This is a genomic window from Variovorax sp. TBS-050B, assembly GCF_029893635.1.
Lineage (GTDB): Bacteria > Pseudomonadota > Gammaproteobacteria > Burkholderiales > Burkholderiaceae_C > Variovorax.
In genome coordinates this window covers 1,409,773-1,427,977 of record NZ_JARXYR010000002.1, presented here as the reverse complement: position 1 = coordinate 1,427,977, position 18,205 = coordinate 1,409,773, and the positions used below count along the sequence as shown (strand labels likewise).

Annotated in this window: 17 protein-coding genes and 1 riboswitch; of the genes, 12 read left to right on the top strand and 5 right to left on the bottom strand. The window is 68.2% G+C overall.

Going from position 1 to position 18,205, the window contains the following annotated elements; translation table 11 throughout:
* Positions 1 to 29 precede the first annotated feature (29 nt).
* From gyrB to dnaA, 3 genes are all read right to left on the bottom strand, one after another.
* Complete coding sequence (gene gyrB, locus M2165_RS09835; RefSeq protein WP_280814462.1) at positions 30 to 2,654, bottom strand: DNA topoisomerase (ATP-hydrolyzing) subunit B; 2,625 nt, start codon at positions 2,652 to 2,654, stop codon at positions 30 to 32.
* Between the two features lie 131 nt (positions 2,655 to 2,785).
* Positions 2,786 to 3,892 (bottom strand): DNA polymerase III subunit beta, encoded by a 1,107-nt coding sequence (gene dnaN, locus M2165_RS09830; RefSeq protein WP_280814461.1) that lies wholly within the window; start codon positions 3,890 to 3,892, stop codon positions 2,786 to 2,788.
* 96 nt (positions 3,893 to 3,988) lie between these two features.
* Complete coding sequence (dnaA, locus tag M2165_RS09825; RefSeq protein ID WP_280814460.1) at positions 3,989 to 5,368, bottom strand: chromosomal replication initiator protein DnaA; 1,380 nt, start codon at positions 5,366 to 5,368, stop codon at positions 3,989 to 3,991.
* Between the two features lie 328 nt (positions 5,369 to 5,696).
* Between dnaA and rpmH the strand changes: the two genes are divergently transcribed.
* The 7 genes from rpmH (at position 5,697) to M2165_RS09790 (ending at position 11,426) form a co-directional block, all read left to right on the top strand.
* Positions 5,697 to 5,831: a 50S ribosomal protein L34 gene (gene rpmH / locus M2165_RS09820; protein WP_007834827.1), complete on the top strand. Its 135-nt coding sequence runs from the start codon at positions 5,697 to 5,699 to the stop codon at positions 5,829 to 5,831.
* An 89-nt stretch (positions 5,832 to 5,920) separates the two neighbouring features.
* Complete coding sequence (locus M2165_RS09815) at positions 5,921 to 6,319, top strand: ribonuclease P protein component (RefSeq protein WP_280814459.1); 399 nt, start codon at positions 5,921 to 5,923, stop codon at positions 6,317 to 6,319.
* Entirely contained in the window at positions 6,316 to 6,603 is a 288-nt protein-coding gene (gene yidD / locus M2165_RS09810; RefSeq protein ID WP_280814458.1) for a membrane protein insertion efficiency factor YidD, read from the top strand. The genes M2165_RS09815 and yidD overlap by 4 nt, the downstream gene beginning before the upstream one ends.
* Positions 6,600 to 8,294, top strand: a complete 1,695-nt coding sequence (yidC, locus tag M2165_RS09805; protein WP_280814457.1) for a membrane protein insertase YidC — start codon at positions 6,600 to 6,602, stop codon at positions 8,292 to 8,294. Before yidD ends, yidC begins: the two co-directional genes overlap by 4 nt.
* A gap of 117 nt (positions 8,295 to 8,411) precedes the next feature.
* Positions 8,412 to 9,818 carry a tRNA uridine-5-carboxymethylaminomethyl(34) synthesis GTPase MnmE gene (gene mnmE / locus M2165_RS09800; protein WP_280814456.1) on the top strand — a complete coding sequence of 469 codons (1,407 nt, stop codon included), beginning with the start codon at positions 8,412 to 8,414 and terminating at the stop codon, positions 9,816 to 9,818.
* A gap of 91 nt (positions 9,819 to 9,909) precedes the next feature.
* Positions 9,910 to 10,371 (top strand): cyclic nucleotide-binding domain-containing protein, encoded by a 462-nt coding sequence (locus tag M2165_RS09795; protein WP_280814455.1) that lies wholly within the window; start codon positions 9,910 to 9,912, stop codon positions 10,369 to 10,371.
* A 92-nt stretch (positions 10,372 to 10,463) separates the two neighbouring features.
* Positions 10,464 to 11,426 (top strand): hypothetical protein, encoded by a 963-nt coding sequence (locus tag M2165_RS09790; RefSeq protein WP_280814454.1) that lies wholly within the window; start codon positions 10,464 to 10,466, stop codon positions 11,424 to 11,426.
* Between the two features lie 21 nt (positions 11,427 to 11,447).
* On the opposite strand, the gene M2165_RS09785 is transcribed toward M2165_RS09790, so the two are convergent.
* Positions 11,448 to 13,430, bottom strand: a complete 1,983-nt coding sequence (locus tag M2165_RS09785; RefSeq protein WP_280814453.1) for a monovalent cation:proton antiporter-2 (CPA2) family protein — start codon at positions 13,428 to 13,430, stop codon at positions 11,448 to 11,450.
* Positions 13,431 to 13,532: 102 nt separating this feature from the next.
* Here M2165_RS09785 and M2165_RS09780 point away from each other — a divergent pair, with 102 nt between their 5' ends.
* Genes M2165_RS09780 through M2165_RS09765 form a run of 4 tightly spaced genes read left to right on the top strand, consistent with a single transcriptional unit; the run spans position 13,533 to position 16,493 of the window.
* Entirely contained in the window at positions 13,533 to 14,531 is a 999-nt protein-coding gene (locus M2165_RS09780; RefSeq protein ID WP_280814452.1) for a KpsF/GutQ family sugar-phosphate isomerase, read from the top strand.
* On the top strand, positions 14,531 to 15,079 hold the full coding sequence (locus M2165_RS09775; RefSeq protein WP_280814451.1) for an HAD hydrolase family protein: 549 nt from the start codon (positions 14,531 to 14,533) through the stop codon (positions 15,077 to 15,079). The genes M2165_RS09780 and M2165_RS09775 overlap by 1 nt, the downstream gene beginning before the upstream one ends.
* Complete coding sequence (gene lptC, locus M2165_RS09770; RefSeq protein ID WP_280814450.1) at positions 15,076 to 15,711, top strand: LPS export ABC transporter periplasmic protein LptC; 636 nt, start codon at positions 15,076 to 15,078, stop codon at positions 15,709 to 15,711. The genes M2165_RS09775 and lptC overlap by 4 nt, the downstream gene beginning before the upstream one ends.
* Positions 15,708 to 16,493, top strand: a complete 786-nt coding sequence (locus tag M2165_RS09765; protein WP_280814449.1) for an SDR family oxidoreductase — start codon at positions 15,708 to 15,710, stop codon at positions 16,491 to 16,493. The genes lptC and M2165_RS09765 overlap by 4 nt, the downstream gene beginning before the upstream one ends.
* A gap of 68 nt (positions 16,494 to 16,561) precedes the next feature.
* On the opposite strand, the gene M2165_RS09760 is transcribed toward M2165_RS09765, so the two are convergent.
* Positions 16,562 to 17,098 (bottom strand): RNA-binding protein, encoded by a 537-nt coding sequence (locus M2165_RS09760; protein WP_280814448.1) that lies wholly within the window; start codon positions 17,096 to 17,098, stop codon positions 16,562 to 16,564.
* 258 nt (positions 17,099 to 17,356) lie between these two features.
* A riboswitch (yybP-ykoY riboswitch) is annotated at positions 17,357 to 17,535 on the top strand.
* A gap of 13 nt (positions 17,536 to 17,548) precedes the next feature.
* Between M2165_RS09760 and M2165_RS09755 the strand changes: the two genes are divergently transcribed.
* Positions 17,549 to 18,115 (top strand): TMEM165/GDT1 family protein, encoded by a 567-nt coding sequence (locus tag M2165_RS09755; protein ID WP_280814447.1) that lies wholly within the window; start codon positions 17,549 to 17,551, stop codon positions 18,113 to 18,115.
* The last annotated feature ends 90 nt before the right edge of the window (positions 18,116 to 18,205 follow it).

Genomic DNA, 18,205 nt, shown 5'->3' with positions numbered 1-18,205 from the left:
CACGGGCGGGCGTCGCTGCGCCGCAGCCGTCAGACGTCGATGTTCGCCGCCCGCAGCGCGTTCTGCTCGATGAACTCGCGCCGCGGCTCGACCTCGTCGCCCATCAGCATCGTGAACACGCGGTCGGCCTCGATCGCGTCGTCGATCTGCACCTTGAGCAGGCGGCGCACGGCCGGGTCCATGGTGGTTTCCCACAGCTGCTCGGGGTTCATCTCGCCCAGGCCCTTGTAGCGCTGGCGCGCGGTGGCGTTCTCGGCCTGGCCGATCAGCCACTTCATCGCGGAACGGAAGTCGGCCACCTTTTCTTCCTTGGCGCGTTCGCCCTCGCCGCGGCGCACGATGGCGCCGTCGGCGCTCAGCAGGTTGCGGAAGGTGTTGGCGGCTTCGGCGAGCGCGGCGTAGTCGGCGCCGTGCACGAAGTCCTGCGTGAGCACGCTGCTCTTGATGTTGCCGTGGTGGCGGCGGCTGATGCGCAGCAGGGGCTTGTCGGTGCGGGCGTCGAACTCGCTGCTCACCTCGGCAGGCACGCCGGTGGTGTTGAGCTCGCGCAGCTTGGCCTGCAGCGCCACGGCCGAGGCTTCGGCCGCGGGCGTGGTGTCGAGGTCGAGCGCCACGCCGTCGGCGATGGCGCGCAGCGCCTCGGCGTCCATGAAGTTGCGCAGCCGCGCGATCACGGCCTCGGCGAGCTGGTGCTTGCGCGCGAGCTCGGCCAGCGTGTCGCCGGCGAGCGTGGTCGAGTTGGCACCGCCGGTCTCGATGCTGGCGTCCTTGAGCGCCACCTTGAGCAGGAAGGCGTCGAGCGCGGGGCCGTCCTTGAGGTACTGCTCTTCCTTGCCGACCTTCACCTTGTAGAGCGGCGGCTGCGCGATGTAGATGTGGCCGCGCTCGACCAGCTCCGGCATCTGCCGGTAGAAGAAGGTCAGGAGCAGCGTGCGGATGTGGGCGCCGTCGACGTCGGCGTCGGTCATGATGATGATGCGGTGGTAGCGCAGCTTGGCGACGTTGAAGTCGTCCGCGCCGCCGCCTGCCGTGGTGCTGCCCGCGCGGCCGATGCCGGTGCCGAGCGCGGTGATCATCGTGAGGATTTCGTTGCTGGTGAGCAGCTTCTCGTAGCGCGCCTTCTCGACGTTCAGGATCTTGCCGCGCAGCGGCAGGATGGCCTGGAACTTCCGGTCGCGACCCTGCTTGGCCGAGCCGCCGGCGGAGTCACCCTCCACCAGGTAGACCTCGCACAGCGCCGGGTCCTTCTCCTGGCAGTCGGCCAGCTTGCCCGGCAGGCCCATGCCGTCGAGCACGCCCTTGCGGCGCGTCATCTCGCGGGCCTTGCGCGCGGCCTCGCGGGCCTTGGCGGCCTCGATGATCTTGCCGCAGATGATCTTGGCGTCGTTGGGGCGCTCCTGCAGGTAGTCGGTCAGCAGGCGGCCGACGATGTCCTCCACCGGCGCGCGCACTTCGCTCGACACCAGCTTGTCCTTGGTCTGGCTCGAGAACTTGGGCTCGGGCACCTTCACACTGAGCACGCAGCACAGGCCTTCGCGCATGTCGTCGCCGGTGACCTCGACCTTCGCCTTCTTGGCGAGTTCGTTCTCTTCGATGTACTTGTTGATGACGCGCGTCATCGCGGCGCGCAGGCCGGTGAGGTGGGTGCCGCCGTCGCGCTGCGGGATGTTGTTGGTGAAGCACAGCACCTGCTCGTTGTAGCCGCTGTTCCACTGCATCGCGACTTCGACGCCGATGTGCGTGCCCGGGATGCCGCCGTAGGTGTCGGCGGGCTTCTCGCCCATGGCGTAGAACACGTTCGGGTGCAGGATCGTCTTGCCCTTGTTGATGAAGTCGACGAAGCCCTTCACGCCGCCCGCGCCCGAGAAGTCGTCTTCCTTGCCGCTGCGCTCGTCCTTCAGGCGGATGCGCACGCCGTTGTTCAGGAAGCTCAGTTCGCGCAGTCGCTTCGAGAGGATCTCGTAGTGGAAGTCCGAGTTCTCCTTGAAGATCTCGGTGTCGGGCAGGAAGTGCACCTCGGTGCCGCGCTTGTCGGTCTCGCCGATGACCTTCATGGGCGAGACCTCGACGCCGCCCACCGTCTCGAGCAGCCGGTTCTGCACGAAGCCGCGGCTGAATTCGAGTTCGTGGATCTTGCCCTCGCGCCGGACGATCAGGCGCAGCGTCTTGCTGAGCGCATTCACGCAGCTCACGCCCACGCCGTGCAGGCCGCCCGAGACCTTGTAGCTGTTCTGGTTGAACTTGCCGCCGGCATGCAGCTCGGTGAGCGCGATCTCGGCCGCCGAGCGCTTGGGCTCGTGCTTGTCGTCCATCTTCACGCCCGTGGGAATGCCGCGGCCGTTGTCGGTGACGGAGATCGAGTTGTCGGTGTGGATGGTCACGACGATGTCGTCGCAGTGGCCGGCCAGCGCCTCGTCGATCGAGTTGTCGACCACTTCGAACACCAGGTGGTGCAGGCCCGTGCCGTCGGAGGTGTCGCCGATGTACATGCCAGGGCGCTTGCGCACCGCCTCGAGCCCTTCGAGGATCGTGATCGAGCCTTCGCCGTAGCTGCTGTCGGCGGGCGTGATCTCGATCGGCACCGCGCTCTCGATCTCCGGCGTGTAGACCGGCTCGGTGTGCGGCACTTCGGGCTTGTTTTCTTCTGCACTCATTCGGATATTCCTCTATCTCTCACGGCATTCACGAAATTTTCCGGGCTGGCGGAATCGGTTTTTTCTGCCTCTTGAAAGCGCAAACCCGCGGCGGTCCGCGGGTTTGCGCCAAGCGCTGGCTGTGCTGTCGCTCAGATCCGCATCGGCATCACGACGTACTTGAAGGTCGAGTTCTCGGGGATGGTCAGCAGCGCCGAGCTGTTCGAGTCGGCCAGGTCCAGCTTGACCATGTCCTGGCCCATGTTCGCGAGGGCGTCGATCAGGTAGGTCACGTTGAAGCCGATCTCGATGGCGTCGCCGCCGTAGTCGATGTCGAGCTCGTCCTGCGCCTCTTCCTGCTCGGCGTTGTTCGATGCGATGCGCAGCGTGCCGGGCTCGATGTTCAGGCGCACGCCCTTGAACTTCTCGCTGGTCAGGATGGCGGTGCGCTGCAGGCTCGCGAGCAGCGGCGCGCGGCCGAGCGTGACCGAGTTCTTGTGGTTCTTGGGGATCACGCGGTTGTAGTCGGGGAACTTGCCCTCGACCAGCTTGGTGACGAACTCCATGCCGCCGAAGCTGAACTTGGCCTGGTTGTTCGCGAACTGCATCTCGATCGCGCCCTCGGCATCGGACAGCAGGCGCTGCATCTCGAGCACGGTCTTGCGCGGCAGGATCACTTCCTGGCGCGGCACCTCGACGTCGAGCGTGGCCGAAGCGAAGGCCAGGCGGTGGCCGTCGGTCGCGACCAGGCTCAGCTGCTTGCCCTCGGCCACGAACAGGATGCCGTTGAGGTAGTAGCGGATGTCGTGCACCGCCATCGCGAACGAGACCTGCGAGAGCAGGTCCTTCAGCGTCTTCTGCGGCACGCTGAAGACCGGACCGAAGTTGGCGGCTTCCTGCACCAGCGGAAAGTCTTCCGCCGGCAGCGACTGCAGCGTGAAGCGGCTCTTGCCGCCCTTGAGCACCAGCTTGCTCGCGCTCGATTCGAGGCTCACGGTCTGGTCGGCCGGCATGGTGCGCAGGATGTCGATCAGCTTGCGCGCGCCGATGGTGGTGGTGAAGTTGCCTTCGTCGCCGCCGAGTTCGGCCGTGGTGCGGATCTGGATCTCCAGGTCGCTGGTGGTCAGCTGGATCTGCCCTCCCGTCTTGCGGATCAGCACGTTCGCGAGGATCGGCAGCGTATGGCGCCGTTCCACGATGCCCGCCACCGACTGCAGCGCGGCGAGGACTTTGTCTTGGGTTGCCTTCAAAACGATCATGTCTTCTTCCTCTTCTCTTCTATCTCTTCGAATCCGCTGGTAAGGCGCCATTCTCCGCTGTTGCGAGGCGCATTCCCGATGACATTCGTGCGGGGGTCAGCCCTTGAGCGTCTGCTCGAGCACGTGCAGCTGCTGGTTGAGTTCGGTGAGCTGCTGGCGCTCGCCCGAGATCTTGCGCACCGCGTGCAGCACCGTGGTGTGGTCGCGTCCGCCGAACAGCTCGCCGATCTCCGGCAGGCTCTTCTGCGTGAGCTCCTTGGCCAGGTACATCGCGATCTGCCGCGGCCGCGCGATGCTGGCCGGGCGCTTCTTGCTGTACATGTCGGCGACCTTGATCTTGTAATAGTCGGCCACCGTCTTCTGGATGTTCTCGACCGAGATCTGCCGGTTCTGGATCGACAGCAGGTCGCGCAGCGCCTCGCGCGCCAGGGCGATCGAGATCTCCTTCTGGTTGAAGCGCGAGTAGGCGAGGATCTTGCGCAGCGCGCCTTCGAGCTCGCGCACGTTGGAGCGCACGTTCTTGGCCACGAAGAAGGCCACTTCCTCGGGCATCTCGGCCGATTCGGCGCGCGCCTTGTTGATCAGGATCGCCACGCGCATCTCGAGCTCGGGCGGCTCGATCGCCACCGTGAGCCCCGAATCGAAGCGCGACACCAGCCGCTCGTGGATGTCGGCCAGACCCTTGGGATAGGTGTCGCTGGTCATCACGATGTGCGACTTCTTGGCGAGCAGGGCCTCGAACGCGTTGAAGAACTCTTCCTGCGTCCGGTCCTTGTTGGCGAAGAACTGCACGTCGTCGATCAGCAGCAGGTCGAGCGAGTGGTAACGCTCCTTGAACTCGTCGAAGGTCTTGCGCTGGTAGGCCTTGACCACATCCGAGACGAACTGCTCCGCATGGATGTAGAGAACTTTGGCGTCCGGCCGGTCGGCCAGCAGCCGGTTGCCCACCGCGTGCATCAGGTGGGTCTTGCCCAGGCCGACGCCGCCGTAGATGAAGAGCGGGTTGTACAGATGGCCCGGCATGCCGGCCACGTGCATGGCCGCGGCGCGCGCCATGCGGTTGGCCGTGCCCTCGACCAGGGTCTCGAAGGTCAGGCCGGAATTGAGGCGGTTCTTGAAGCCCGCGACCGCCGGCTCCTCGCCCGGGCCGACCACGTCGCGCGGCACGTCGGTCTCCGCCATGACCGCCACCGGTGCAGCACGCACGGGGGCTTCGCGCGGAGCAAGCGCTAACTCGACGGCGACCGGCTGGCCGTACATCTTCTCCGCCATGGCGGCGATCTTGCCGGCGTACTGGGCCCGGATCCAGTCGAGCTTGAAGCGGTTGGCCACGAACACCGTCATGCGCGAAAGGTCGTCCGCGACCTGCGCCGTCAGGGGCTTGATCCAGGTGTTGAATTGCTGTTCGGACAGCTCCTGGGCGAGCTGGTCGACGCAGGCCTGCCAGAGGCTCTCACCGATGCCGTCAGTCGACATGGGTGGGTGAAAAAGTGGTGCGTCCCTCGTCCATTTTTTGGTATATGTATTGTGGATATTCTCTGCTGCAAGGCGGCCTGCATTCTAACTTGTCAAAACCTTATCCACATCCCCGGGCGCGCGCATAAAAGCCCCGCAATCGCACTCGAAGTTTGGCGTTGGGCCGAATGTTTGCGATAATTTCGGGTTTCCCTGAAAACCTCATTGCGTCTTTCGGGGTTCGTTCGAACAAAGTCGAAAAACGCTCCCAGCGCCCGCATGACCGGTCCGGCCCACCAGCCGACCGGGAACAGCGCGGATATCGGGGGAACCAGCAGGAAATCTCATCATGAAACGCACTTACCAAGCTTCCAAAGTCCGCCGCGCCCGTACCCACGGCTTCCTGGTCCGCATGAAGACCCGCGGCGGCCGTGCCGTCATCAACGCACGCCGCGCCAAGGGCCGCAAGCGCCTGGCCGTCTGACGGCAGCCGTTCCTCTGCCGTTGCCAGCAGCCGAACCGCCAGCGCCGGCTTCCGCAGCCAGCGTTCCCGGCGCGTCCGGCCCGGCTTCCATGCAGCGGCTCAAGACCCGCGCGCAGTTCCAGGCCGTCCTCGCAGGTGCCACCGTGGCGCGCACCGCGCATTTCGCATTGCATCGCTGCGCGCTCGACACCACGTCGAGCGCGCAGCCTTTGTTTGGGTCCGACGATGTCTGGATCGGCGCGATGGTGCCCAAGCGCTGGGCGCGCCGCGCGGTCACGCGCAATGCGATCAAGCGCCAGGTCTACGCGGTGAGCGCGGCGCAGGGCGCTGTACTGCCGCATGCGGCGCACGTGGTGCGGCTGCGCGCCGCCTTCGACCGCAAGGAATTCGTGAGCGCCACCTCCGACAAGCTCAAGGCGGCGGTGCGTGCCGAGCTGCAGCAATTGCTGGCGCGCGCCGCGCGCCCGCCATCGGCACCCGCACCATGAAGCGCCTGCTGATCGCGCTGGTCAAGGGCTATCGCCTGCTGCTGAGCCCGTGGCTCGGCCAGTCGTGCCGCTTCGAGCCGACCTGCTCCGTCTATTCGATCGAGGCGCTCGAAACCCACGGCGCGCTCAAGGGCAGCTACCTCACCCTGCACCGCATCGCGCGCTGCCAGCCCTGGTGCCAGGGCGGGCACGATCCGGTTCCACCGAAATCACAGCGTCGCACTGGGGGCTCAGGCTCGCTGTTTTCGTCTCTTCTCCCCTCCGACAAGAAGTCTTCGTCATGAACGATATACGCCGCACGATCCTGTGGGTGATCTTTGGTTTCTCGCTGGTGCTCCTGTGGGACCAGTGGCAGATCTTCAACGGCAACAAGCCGACCTTCCTGCCGTCGACCAAGCCCGCCGCCGTGGCCGGCAACGCACCGGCGGCCAGCGCCCCCGCCGCCGGCAGCAGCGTGCCGGCCGCCGCCCCGGCCTCGGGTGCCGGCGCAGGCGCCGTGCCCACGCAGGCGGCCGCGGCCGCGCCGCGCGAGCAGGTCAGCGTGACCACCGACCTGTTCAAGGCGTCGATCGACAGCGAGGGCGCGACCGTCAACCATCTCGAACTGCTGAAGTACGACGAGGCCGACCGCACCAAGCACGTGGTGCTGTTCGACAACAGCTCGCCGGCCACGCGCTACGTGGCCCAGACCGGCCTGCTGAACCAGGCGGGCGGCGAGCGCTTTCCCACCCACCTGACGCCGATGAAGCCCAAGGCCGGTCCGCGCGAGATGGCCGAGGGACAGAACACGCTGGAGGTGAGCTTCGAGAGCGAACCCGCGGGCGGCCTCAAGTACATCAAGACCTACGTGTTCCAGCGCGGCGACTACGCGATCCGCGTGCGCCATGAAATCGTCAACGTGGGCGACCAGCCGCGCGACGCGCAGCTCTACCTGCAGCTGCTGCGCCACGGCACCGTGGCCTCGAGCACGATGTTCGGCACCAACACCTTCACCGGTCCTGCGGCGTACACCAACGAGAAGAAGTTCCACAAGCTCGACTTCAAGGACATCGCCAAGGGCAAGGTCGAGCCGCCGCCGCCCGCCAACGACGGCTGGATCGCGATGGTGCAGCACTACTTCGTCTCGGCCTGGCTGCTCAAGGGCGACCCGGCGAGCGAGCAGCTCAAGCGCGAGTTCCGCGTGAAGGACCTGGGCGACAACCTGTTCACCATCGCAATGGTGGCCACCGTGCCGCAGATCGCGCCGGGCCAGACCCAGGTCGTGAACACGGCGCTGTTCGCCGGTCCCGAGGAAGAGAAGAAGCTCGAGGCGATCGCGCCCGGCCTCGACCTCGTGAAGGACTACGGCATCTTCGCGATCATCTCCAAGCCGCTGTACTGGCTGCTGAACCAGCTGCACGGCATCCTCGGCAACTGGGGCTGGGCGATCGTGGCGCTGGTGGTGCTGCTGAAGGCGGCCTTCTACTGGCTCAACGCCAAGGCTTACGCGAGCATGGCCAAGATGAAGGCCATCAACCCCAAGATCATGGAAATGCGCGAGCGGCTCAAGGACAAGCCGCAGGAGATGCAGCAGGAGATGATGCGGATCTACCGCGAGGAAAAGGTCAACCCGATGGGCGGCTGCTTCCCGATCCTTATCCAGATCCCGGTGTTCATCGCGCTCTACTGGGTGCTGCTGTCCTCGGTCGAGATGCGCCATGCGCCGTGGATCGGCTGGATCACCGACCTCTCGGCGCCCGATCCCTGGTACATCCTGCCGATCGTGATGACGCTGACCTCGCTGTTCCAGACCTGGCTCAACCCGACGCCGCCCGATCCGATGCAGGCCAAGCTGATGTGGATCATGCCGCTCGCGTTCAGCGTGATGTTCATCTTCTTCCCGGCCGGCCTGGTGCTGTACTGGATCACGAACAACGTGCTGTCGATCGCGCAGCAGTGGTTCATCAACAAGCGCCTCGGCGTGCTTGGCAAGTAACAGGCTCGCCCCCAGGCTGCGCGCACTTCGTGTCGCTCCGCCAACCCCCTGCCGGGGGCAGTACCAGCGGCCTGGCAAAGCCAGTTCCGCGGTACTCTTGAAACTGCAAGGCAGTCCATGCTCGCCCGCACCACCGACCCCATCGCCGCCGTCGCCACCGCCCCGGGGCGCGGTGCGGTGGGCATCGTGCGCGTCTCGGGCGCGCGGCTCGCGCCGCTGATCGACGCGATCTGCGGCCGGGCGCTCAAGCCGCGCGAGGCCACCTACCTGCCCTTTCGCGACGCCGACGGCACGCCGATCGACCATGGCCTCGCGATCCACTTCCCCTCGCCGCACTCCTTCACCGGCGAGGACGTGCTCGAACTGCAGGCGCACGGCGGCGCGGTCGTGCTGCAGCTGCTGCTCGCGCGCTGCCTGGCGGCGGCGGCCGAACCCGATCCGGTCAGCGGCCGGCCGCGCCTGCCCGGCCTGCGCGTGGCCGAGCCCGGCGAATTCAGCCAGCGCGCCTTCCTCAACGGCAAGATCGACCTCGCGCAGGCCGAGGCCATCGCCGACCTGATCGACGCGAGCACCGAGGCCGCCGCGCGCAGCGCCGGGCGCTCGCTCTCGGGCGCCTTCTCGCGCGAGATCCACACGCTGCGCGATGCGCTGATCCATCTGCGCATGCTGGTCGAGGCCACGCTCGACTTTCCCGAGGAGGAGATCGACTTCCTGCAGAAGGCCGATGCCGCCGGCCAACTCGCCGCGCTGCAGGCGCAGCTCGCGGCGGTACAGCAGCGCGCGCGCCAGGGGGCGCTGCTGCGCGAGGGCATCAAGGTGGTGATCGCCGGGCAGCCCAACGCGGGCAAGAGTTCGCTGCTCAACGCGCTCGCGGGTGCCGAGCTCGCGATCGTGAGCGCGGTGGCCGGCACCACGCGCGACGTGGTCTCGCAGACCATCCAGATCCACGGCGTGCCGCTGCACGTGGCCGACACCGCCGGCCTGCGCGAGAGCAGCGACGAGGTCGAGCAGATCGGCGTGGCGCGCGCCTGGGGCCAGATCGAGAGTGCCGACGCGGTGCTGTTCCTGCACGACCTGACGCGCGCCGGGCAGGACGACTATGCCGCCGCCGACGCCGAGATCCTGCGCGGCCTGCAACAGAAGCTGCCCGCCGCCGTGCCGGTGCTCCACGTCTGGAACAAGCAGGATGCCGCGCCGGTCGCCGCACCGAACGAAGGCATTGCCCTGTCGGCCAAGACCGGCCTCGGCATCGAGGCCCTGCGCGAGCAACTGCTCGCGATGGCGGGCTGGCAGGCCGTGCCCGAAGGCACCTACCTCGCGCGCGCCCGCCACGTGCAGGCGCTGGCGCGCGTCGACACCCATCTCGCCATGGCCGCCGCCCACCTCGCGGCCCAGGCCCAGTCGCTCGACCTGCTGGCCGAGGAACTGCGCCTGGCGCAGAACGCGCTCAACGAAATCACCGGCGAGTTCGGCGCGGACGATCTGCTCGGCGTCATCTTTTCGCGCTTCTGCATCGGTAAATAGAGACACCGCGCCGCGAAAACGTAAAGAGTTGTAGTCGAAACCCGCATGCTTCGCGGATACTCCCGGCAGCAATGCGGGGGTTGAGAAAAGCATGACCATCCAGAACCTGAGCCGCGCCATCGCGGACAACAACAGCAACGACGCCTTTGCGCTCACGCTCAACGTGCAGCAATGGGAAACGTTGGCGGGCTACCTGCAGGCCATCGACACCAGCGTGGGCGACATCCTGATCGAGCAGGGCACGCACGACCGCTCGGTCTTCTTCGTCGAGAGCGGCGCGATCAGCGTGCACCGCGTGAGCAGCAAGGAGCAGATGAAGCTCGCCGTGCTCATGGCCGGCGCGGTCGTGGGCGAGGGTTCGTTCTTCTCGCGCGAACCGCATTCGGCCAACGTGGTGGTCACCGGCGCGGGCCGCGTGTGGCGCCTCACCGCCATCCGCTTCGCCGAGATGTCGAACCGGCAACCCAACCTCGCGCTCGAGCTCGCGATGGGGCTCGGCGCGGTGATCGCCAAGCGCATGGCGCACCGCTCCAAGCGCGTCGCGGTGACCTGAGCCGTCGATTTCCGATCGATTCGCAGCACGGGCCAGGCGGTTCTCTGCCGCCAGTTCTCCTGAATAAAAACGTTTTCTAGAAGTCAGTCGTCATGGCCTTGATCTGCCCGGTCTGCAGCGCGGAAAACCGCGAGGGCGCGAATTTCTGCAAGCAGTGCGGCGGCTCGCTCGCATCCGCCGCGCCGGGCCCGAGCCCCGCCCCCGCGCCGCGCAGCCGGTCGGAGCGTGAATGGGCGGCCACCGCACCCGCGCAATTGCGGGCACCCACGATGCCCGGCGCGCTCTTCGAGGAGGGCGGCGCGCGCGTGGCCTTCGGCACCTCGACCGCCATCGGCGCGGGCGAGCAGACCGTGATCCTCGGGACGGGCGCGGCAAGGCGTCCCTCGGCGCGGCCGCGCGAGTCGCGCGAGCAACGCTCGGCCCGGCGCGCGGCGGCGCGGGACGCGGGCACCGAAGCCAAGCAGCGCCGACCGAAGGAAAAGCCGCCGCTGCGCTCGCGCGTGCTGGGGCTGTGGCTGGCGCTGCTGGCGGTGGCGCTGGTGATGATCGTGGCCGGCTGGTATGGCTACGGCAAGGGCACGCGGGTGGAAGAGGCTGCGGTCGACACGCCGGCCGCCGCCGCGCCCGCCGTGGCACCGGCGGCCTCGCCCGCGCCGCCTGCCGCGCTGCCGGATTCCGCCGCTGGGCCGGACGGCCTGGGAATGGAAACGGCTGTCGCCGCAGCGGAGCCCGCGCCGCCCAGTGCACCACCCGCCGCGCCCAAGCCGGCCGCCGGCACGGCCAAGTCGCGCAAGCCGGCCGCTGCGGCCCCGGCGCAGCCCGACCAGCCCGCGCCCGCGCCTGCACCGGCCGCAGCGGCACCGGTGCCGTCCGCCGCACCGGCGGCGCCTGCCGAGCCGATGGCGCTGTGCGGCGACCGCAACTTCATCGCGCGCGCCCAGTGCATGGCCGCGCAATGCCTGAAGCCCGAATTCAAGCCCCATGCCCAGTGCGAGGCGGTGCGCCGGCAGCAGCGCCTCGAAGAGGAAAAGCGCAATCCGACGCTGCTGAACTGATAGGGACCGGCAACCGGCCGGTCAGCCCTTCTGCAGCCTTTCGATGGCGACCGCGATCGCGGCCGGCTTGCCCGAGAGCACCAGCGTGTCGCCGTCGGACAGCACCGTGCTGCCGCTGAGGGGTTGGGCATGCCCGTGGCGGCGCAGGCTCGCGATGCGCACGCCCAGCGTGTCGAGCGCGAGCCGCTCGAGCGTCTGGCCGATCGCGCGCGCGCCCGGGTTCAGCGTGAAGGTGTTGAGCCGCTCGTGGTCGAGTTCGTCGGCGTTGTCGTCGTCGGCGCCGTGGAAGTACCCGCGCAGCAGCTTGTAGCGCGCATCGCGCTGGTCCTGCACCACGCGGATCACGCGCCGCATCGGCACCCCGACCAGCGCCAGCGCATGGCTCGCGAGCATCAGCGAGCCCTCGATGGCTTCGGGCACCACCTCGGTCGCGCCGGCGGCCTGCAGCTTCTCCAGGTCGAGGTCGTCCTGCGTGCGCACGATCACCGGCACCTGCGGCGCATGGGCGCGCGTGTTGGCCAGCACCTTCATCGCGCCGGGCACGTCGAGGTAGGTCACGACCACTGCGCTGGCGCGCGCCAGCCCCGCCGCCATCAGCGCCTGCAGCCGGGCCGCGTCGCCGAACACCACCGAATCGCCCGCCGACGCGGCCTGGCGCACGCGGTCGGGGTCGAGGTCCAGCGCCATGTACGGAATGCCCTCGCGCTCCAGGATGCGCGCCAGGTTCTGGCCGCAGCGCCCGTAGCCGCAGATGATCACGTGCTGCGCGGTGTTGATGGTCTTGCGCGCGATGGTGGTCATCTGCAGCGACTGCTGCAGCCAGTCGCTCGCCACCAGCTTGCGCACGATCGCATTGGTGTACATCACGATGAACGGCGTGGCGAGCATCGACAGCACCATCGACGCCAGCACCGGATGCGCGAGCCACTCCGGCAGCAGGCTGCGCGACTGGGCCAGCGCGAGCAGCACGAAGCCGAACTCGCCGGCCTGCGCGAGGTAGAGCCCGGTGCGCAGCGACACGCCCGCGGTGGCGCCGAGCACCCGCGCCAGCAGCGTGACCAGCGCCAGCTTGAACGCCAGCGGCAGCACCAGCAGCACCCCGACCAGCGCCCACCGCTCCACCACGATGTGCCAGTCGAGCGTCATGCCCACGGTGATGAAGAAGAGGCCCAGCAGCACGTCGTGGAACGGGCGGATGTCGGTCTCGACCTGGTGCTTGTACTCGGTCTCCGACACCAGCATGCCCGCGATGAAGGCGCCGAGCGCAAGGCTCAGCCCCGCGAGTTCGGTGAGCCAGGCCAGCCCCAGCGTGATCAGCAGCACGTTCAGGATGAAGAGCTCCTCGCTGCGACGCCGCGCGACCAGCGTGAGCCACCAGCGCATGATGCGCGGGCCGCCGTAGAGCAGGATGCCGATCAGCACCACCGCCTTCACCAGCGCCAGGCCGATCGCGGTGGCCAGCGTCTCGGGCGGCGCGCCCAGGGCGGGAATCAGCACCAGCAGCGGCACCACCGCCAGATCCTGGAACAGCAGCACGCCCATCACGCGCTTGCCGTGCTCGCTCTCCAGTTCGAGCCGCTCGGCCATCAGCTTCACCACGATCGCCGTGCTGCTCATGGTCAGCGCACCCGAGAGCGCCAGCGCGGTCTGCCAGCCCAGCTGCCAGGCCGGCGGCAGCCAGGTGGCGATCAGCAGCGCGCCCGCGGTGGCGATCGCCATGGTCAGCAGCACCTGCAGCATGCCGAGCCCGAACACATGCCTGCGCATCGCGCGCAGCTTGGGCAGGCTGAATTCCAGCCCGATCACGAACATCAGGAACACCACGCCGAACTCGCCCAGGTGGCTGATCGCCTCGGAGTTCTGCGCCAGCGCCAGCGCATGCGGCCCGATCAGCACCCCGGCCGAGAGGTAGCCGAGCATCGGCGGCAGCTTGAGCGAACGGCAGACCACCACGCCGATCACCGCGGCGAGCAAGTACAACAGCGTGAGATCGAACGAAGACATGGCTGGATGCTAGTGCAAAGGACTACAGCAATGTCCGTGCCCCGCGGCGGCTGCCGGGGCGCTAAACGGTGCGCCCGGACGGCCGGCCCGTAAAATCCGCCGATGAGTTCCGCTCCCCTGCCCCCCGCGGTCGACGCCGACGCCATCCTCGCGCGGGCGCGCGCCACTTTCGACATCGAATCCGAAGCCGTGATCGGCCTCAAGTCGCGCGTGGGCCCGAGCTTCGTCGACGCGGTCCGCAAGATCCTCGAAGTGCGCGGCCGCGTGGTCGTGATGGGCATGGGCAAGAGCGGCCACGTCGGCCGCAAGATCGCCGCCACGCTCGCCTCCACCGGCACGCCCGCGATGTTCGTCCATCCGGCCGAGGCCAGCCACGGCGACCTCGGCATGATCAAGTCGGTCGACCTGGTGCTCGCCATCTCCAACAGCGGCGAGGTCGACGAGCTCACCGTGATCCTGCCGGTGGTCAAGCGCCAGGGCGTGCCGCTGATCGCGATCACCGGGCGCCTCGATTCCACCCTGGCGCGCCATGCGGACATCGTGATCGATGCCGGCGTCGCCAAGGAAGCCTGCCCGCTCAACCTCGCCCCCACCGCCAGCACCACCGCCCAGATGGCGATGGGCGACGCGCTGGCCGTGGCGCTGCTCGATGCGCGCGGCTTCGGCTCGGAAGACTTCGCGCGCTCGCATCCCGGCGGCGCGCTCGGCCGCAAGCTGCTCACCCATGTGAGCGACGTCATGCGCTCGGGCGACGACGTGCCGCGCGTGCCGCCCACCGCCACGCTCAGCGAGCTGATGCGCGAGATGAGTTCCAAGGGCCTGGGCGCCACTGCCGTGGTCGATGCACAGGGCCGCGCCATCGGCATCTTCACCGACGGCGACCTGCGCCGCCAGGTCGAGACCGGCGGCGACCTGCGCGGCCTGACGGCCGCCGACGTGATGCACCCGGGACCGCGCACCCTGCGCGCCGACGCGCTGGCGGCCGAGGCGGCCGAGCTGATGGAAGAGCACCGCATCACCAGCGTGCTCATCGTCGACCCGGCGGGCCTGCTGATCGGCGCGCTCAGCATCAACGACCTGATGCGCGCGAAGGTCATCTGATGCCCCTCGACTTCCAGGCCGAGACCCTGCTCGCCGCGCAGGACGTGCGCATCGCCTTCTTCGACATCGACGGCGTGCTGACCGACGGCGGCGTCTACTTCACCGAGCACGGCGAGACGCTCAAGCGCTTCAGCATCCTCGACGGCTACGGCCTCAAGCTGCTGCGCCTGGCCGGCATCACGCCGGCCGTCATCACCGGGCGCGACTCCAAGCCGCTGCGCGTGCGGCTCGAGGCGCTGGGCATCGAGCATGTGCGCTACGGCACCGAGGCCAAGCTGCCGGCGGCCGAGGCCATGCTCGAACAGCTCGGCTTCGGCTGGCACCAGGCCGCGGCCATCGGCGACGACTGGCCCGACCTGCCGGTGCTCGCGCGCGTCGGCTTCGCCGCGGCGCCGGCCAATGCCCATGCCGAAGTGCGCGATGCGGTGCATTACGTCACGCGCGCGCGCGGCGGCGAAGGCGCGGCGCGCGAATTCTGCGACCTGCTGCTGACCGCCTGCGGCCAGTACCGACGCCTGCTCGACGCCGCCCGGGGCCCGACGCAATGAAGCGCGCCTGGGACCTGCTGCGCGACGTGCTCGATCGCGCCACGATCTACCTGCCGATCATCCTGACGGCGGCGGTCGCGCTCGGCACCTACTGGCTGGTGCGCAACGCGCCCAAGCTGCTCGAGCCCACCGCCAAGGCCGCGCCCACCCACGAGCCCGACTATTTCATGCGCGGCTTCGTGATCAAGAACTACCTGCCCAACGGCGACCTGCGCAGCGAACTCCACGGCAAGGAAGGCCGGCACTATCCCGACACCGACACCATCGAGGTCGACGACGTGCGCGTGCGCTCCGTCTCGCCGGAGGGTTTCACCACGCGCGCCACCGCCAACCGCGGGCTGTCGAATTCGGACGGCAGCGAGATCCAGCTGTTCGGCAACGCCATCGTCATCCGCGACCCGGCCGTGCAAGCGAATGGCAAGAGCACGCCGCGGCTCGAGTTCCGCGGCGAGTTCCTGCACGCCTACCTCGACAGCGAACGCGTCACCTCGAACAAGCCGGTCACGCTGATCCGCGGCACCGACCAGTTCACCGCCGACAACCTCGACTACGACAACCTCAGCGGCGTGGCCAACCTGACCGGCCGCGTGCGCGGTCTGCTGGTGCCGTCGGCCGCGCCCGGCAAGCGATGAACGCCCCCGCGCCGCTCGTCTTCATCACCGGCGCGTCGAGCGGCATCGGGCAGGCGCTGGCGGCGCGCTTCTACGAAGCCGGCTACCGGCTGGCGCTGGTCGCGCGCCGCACGGCGGAGATCGAAGCCTGGGCCGCCGAACGCCGGCTCGACGCGGCGCGCTACCGGATCTACAGCGCTGACGTCGCGCAGACCGACAGCATCGTGGCCGCCGGCACCGCCTGCATCGAAGGCCAGGGCCTGCCGGACGTGGTGATCGCCAACGCCGGCATCAGCGTGGGCATCGACACCGTGGCGCGCGAGGACATCGACGTGATGGCGCGCACTTTCGCCACCAACAACGTGGGCCTGATGGCCACCTTCCATCCCTTCGTCGCCGCCATGCGGCAGCGCGGCAGCGGGCGGCTGGTCGGCATCGCCAGCGTGGCGGCGATCCGCGGCCTGCCGGGCCACGGTGCGTACTGCGCGAGCAAGGCCGGCGTGGTGGCGTACTGCGAAAGCCTGCGCGGCGAACTGCACGGCAGCGGCGTCAAGGTCGTGACGATCTGCCCGGGCTACATCGACACCCCGCTCACGCGCGGCAACCGTTACGGCATGCCGTTCCTGATGCAGGCCGAGGATTTCGCGCAGCAGGCGCTGCAAACCATCGAGGCCGGCCGCAGCTACCGCGTGATCCCGTGGCAAATGGGCGTGATCGCCAAGCTGATGCGCCTGTTGCCGAACGCGCTGTTCGACCGGGCCGTGCAGGGCCGCGGCCGCAAGAAGCGCAGCGGCGAAGCCTGAGCCGGCCCGGCCCGCGCGTCAATGAAAAAGGCTCCCGAGGGAGCCTTTGTCGTTTTCGGCGCTGAGGATCAGTAGCCGCTGTTGCCGCCGCCGCCGTAGCCGCCGCCACCGCCCGAACGGCCACCGCCGCGCGGACCGGCGCCGTAGGGGCTGCGGAAACCGCCGTCGCCACCACCACCGCCGCCGCCACTGCGACCACCGCCGCCGTAGCCGCCGCCACCGCCGGAGCGGCCACCGCCGCCACCACCGTAGCCGCCACCACCACCGCCGCCGCCGCCGCCGTAGCCGCCACCACCACCGCCGCCATAACCACCACCACCGCCGCCGCCGTAGCCGCCGCTGCGCGGGGGACGCGCTTCCATCGGACGTGCTTCATTGACGACGACGCTGCGGCCGCCGAGGGGCTGGCCGTTCATGCCGTTGATGGCGGCTTGCGCTTCCGCGTCGCTTCCCATCTCGACGAAGCCGAAGCCCTTCGAGCGGCCCGTGTCGCGCTCCATCATGACCTTGGCGCTGGTCACCGAGCCGAATTGTCCGAAAGCCTGTTCGAGATCACCGTCGCGCACCGAGTAAGGCAGGTTGCCGACGTACAGTTTGTTGCCCATCCAGGGACTCCTATAAACACAAAGCAAGAAAAGCGACGGAGTCCCGAAAGCACCACTCAAACGAGCCGTCGAGCTGCGCGAAACTGACCGATCACCGAACTGCCTCCTCGGCAAATTGAAGAGGGAGGCTCGTGCATTATGGGTGAAATACATGAAATGCAAGCAGGAATTTGCCGCATCCGGCAGCGTCCTCGAAACCAATAAAAGTTAGCGCACGCTTGCAATATTGGGGAGAACCCCAGGCCGAGCAGGTACAATCCGCCGCGTCATTGGGGAGTAGCCGCCTTCCATCGCGAGAAGGGCCCGCGTCAACAGACTTGTCCTGCCCCACACGGGACATGGCGCGTGCAGTGGATTCACCTGGCGAGACCTTTGACCGTGCAGCTTCGGGAAATTCGGCCGAAGGTGTTGCACGGTCAATTGCGTCCTTCGGCCAAGGAACCCTTTTTCATGGAAGCTTTTCTCGTTGCAACCGGCGTTGTTGCGCTCGCCGAAATGGGCGACAAGACCCAGTTGCTGGCCCTGCTGCTCGCGGCCCGTTTCAGAAAACCCTGGCCGATCGTCTTCGGAATCTTCGTCGCCACCGTCGTCAACCATGCGCTGGCCGGCGCCGTCGGCAACTACATCACGCGCTGGCTCGGCCCCGAGGTGCTGCGCTGGATCCTCGGCGGCTCCTTCATCGCGATGGCGGCCTGGATGCTCATTCCCGACAAGCTCGACGACGACGATGCGCCGGCCGCGTCGCACTACGGCGTCTTCGGCACCACGCTGGTCGCCTTCTTCCTCGCCGAGATGGGCGACAAGACGCAGATCGCCACCGTCATGCTGGCCGCGCGCTTCACCGAGGCCTACCTCTGGGTGGTGGTGGGCACCACGCTCGGAATGATGCTGGCCAATGCGCCCGTGGTGTGGCTCGGCGAGCGCATCGTGCGGCGCGTGCCGATCAAGCTGGTGCACGGCATCTCGGCCGCGATCTTCCTCGTGCTTGGCGTTCTCATGATCATTGGCTGGCCGTAAGAAGGGGGCTCGCGGGAACACCGCGGAACCGGCTCTGCCGGGCCGCCGGTGCTGCCGCCCTTCCAAGGGAGTTGCCGAAAGCGACGCGAA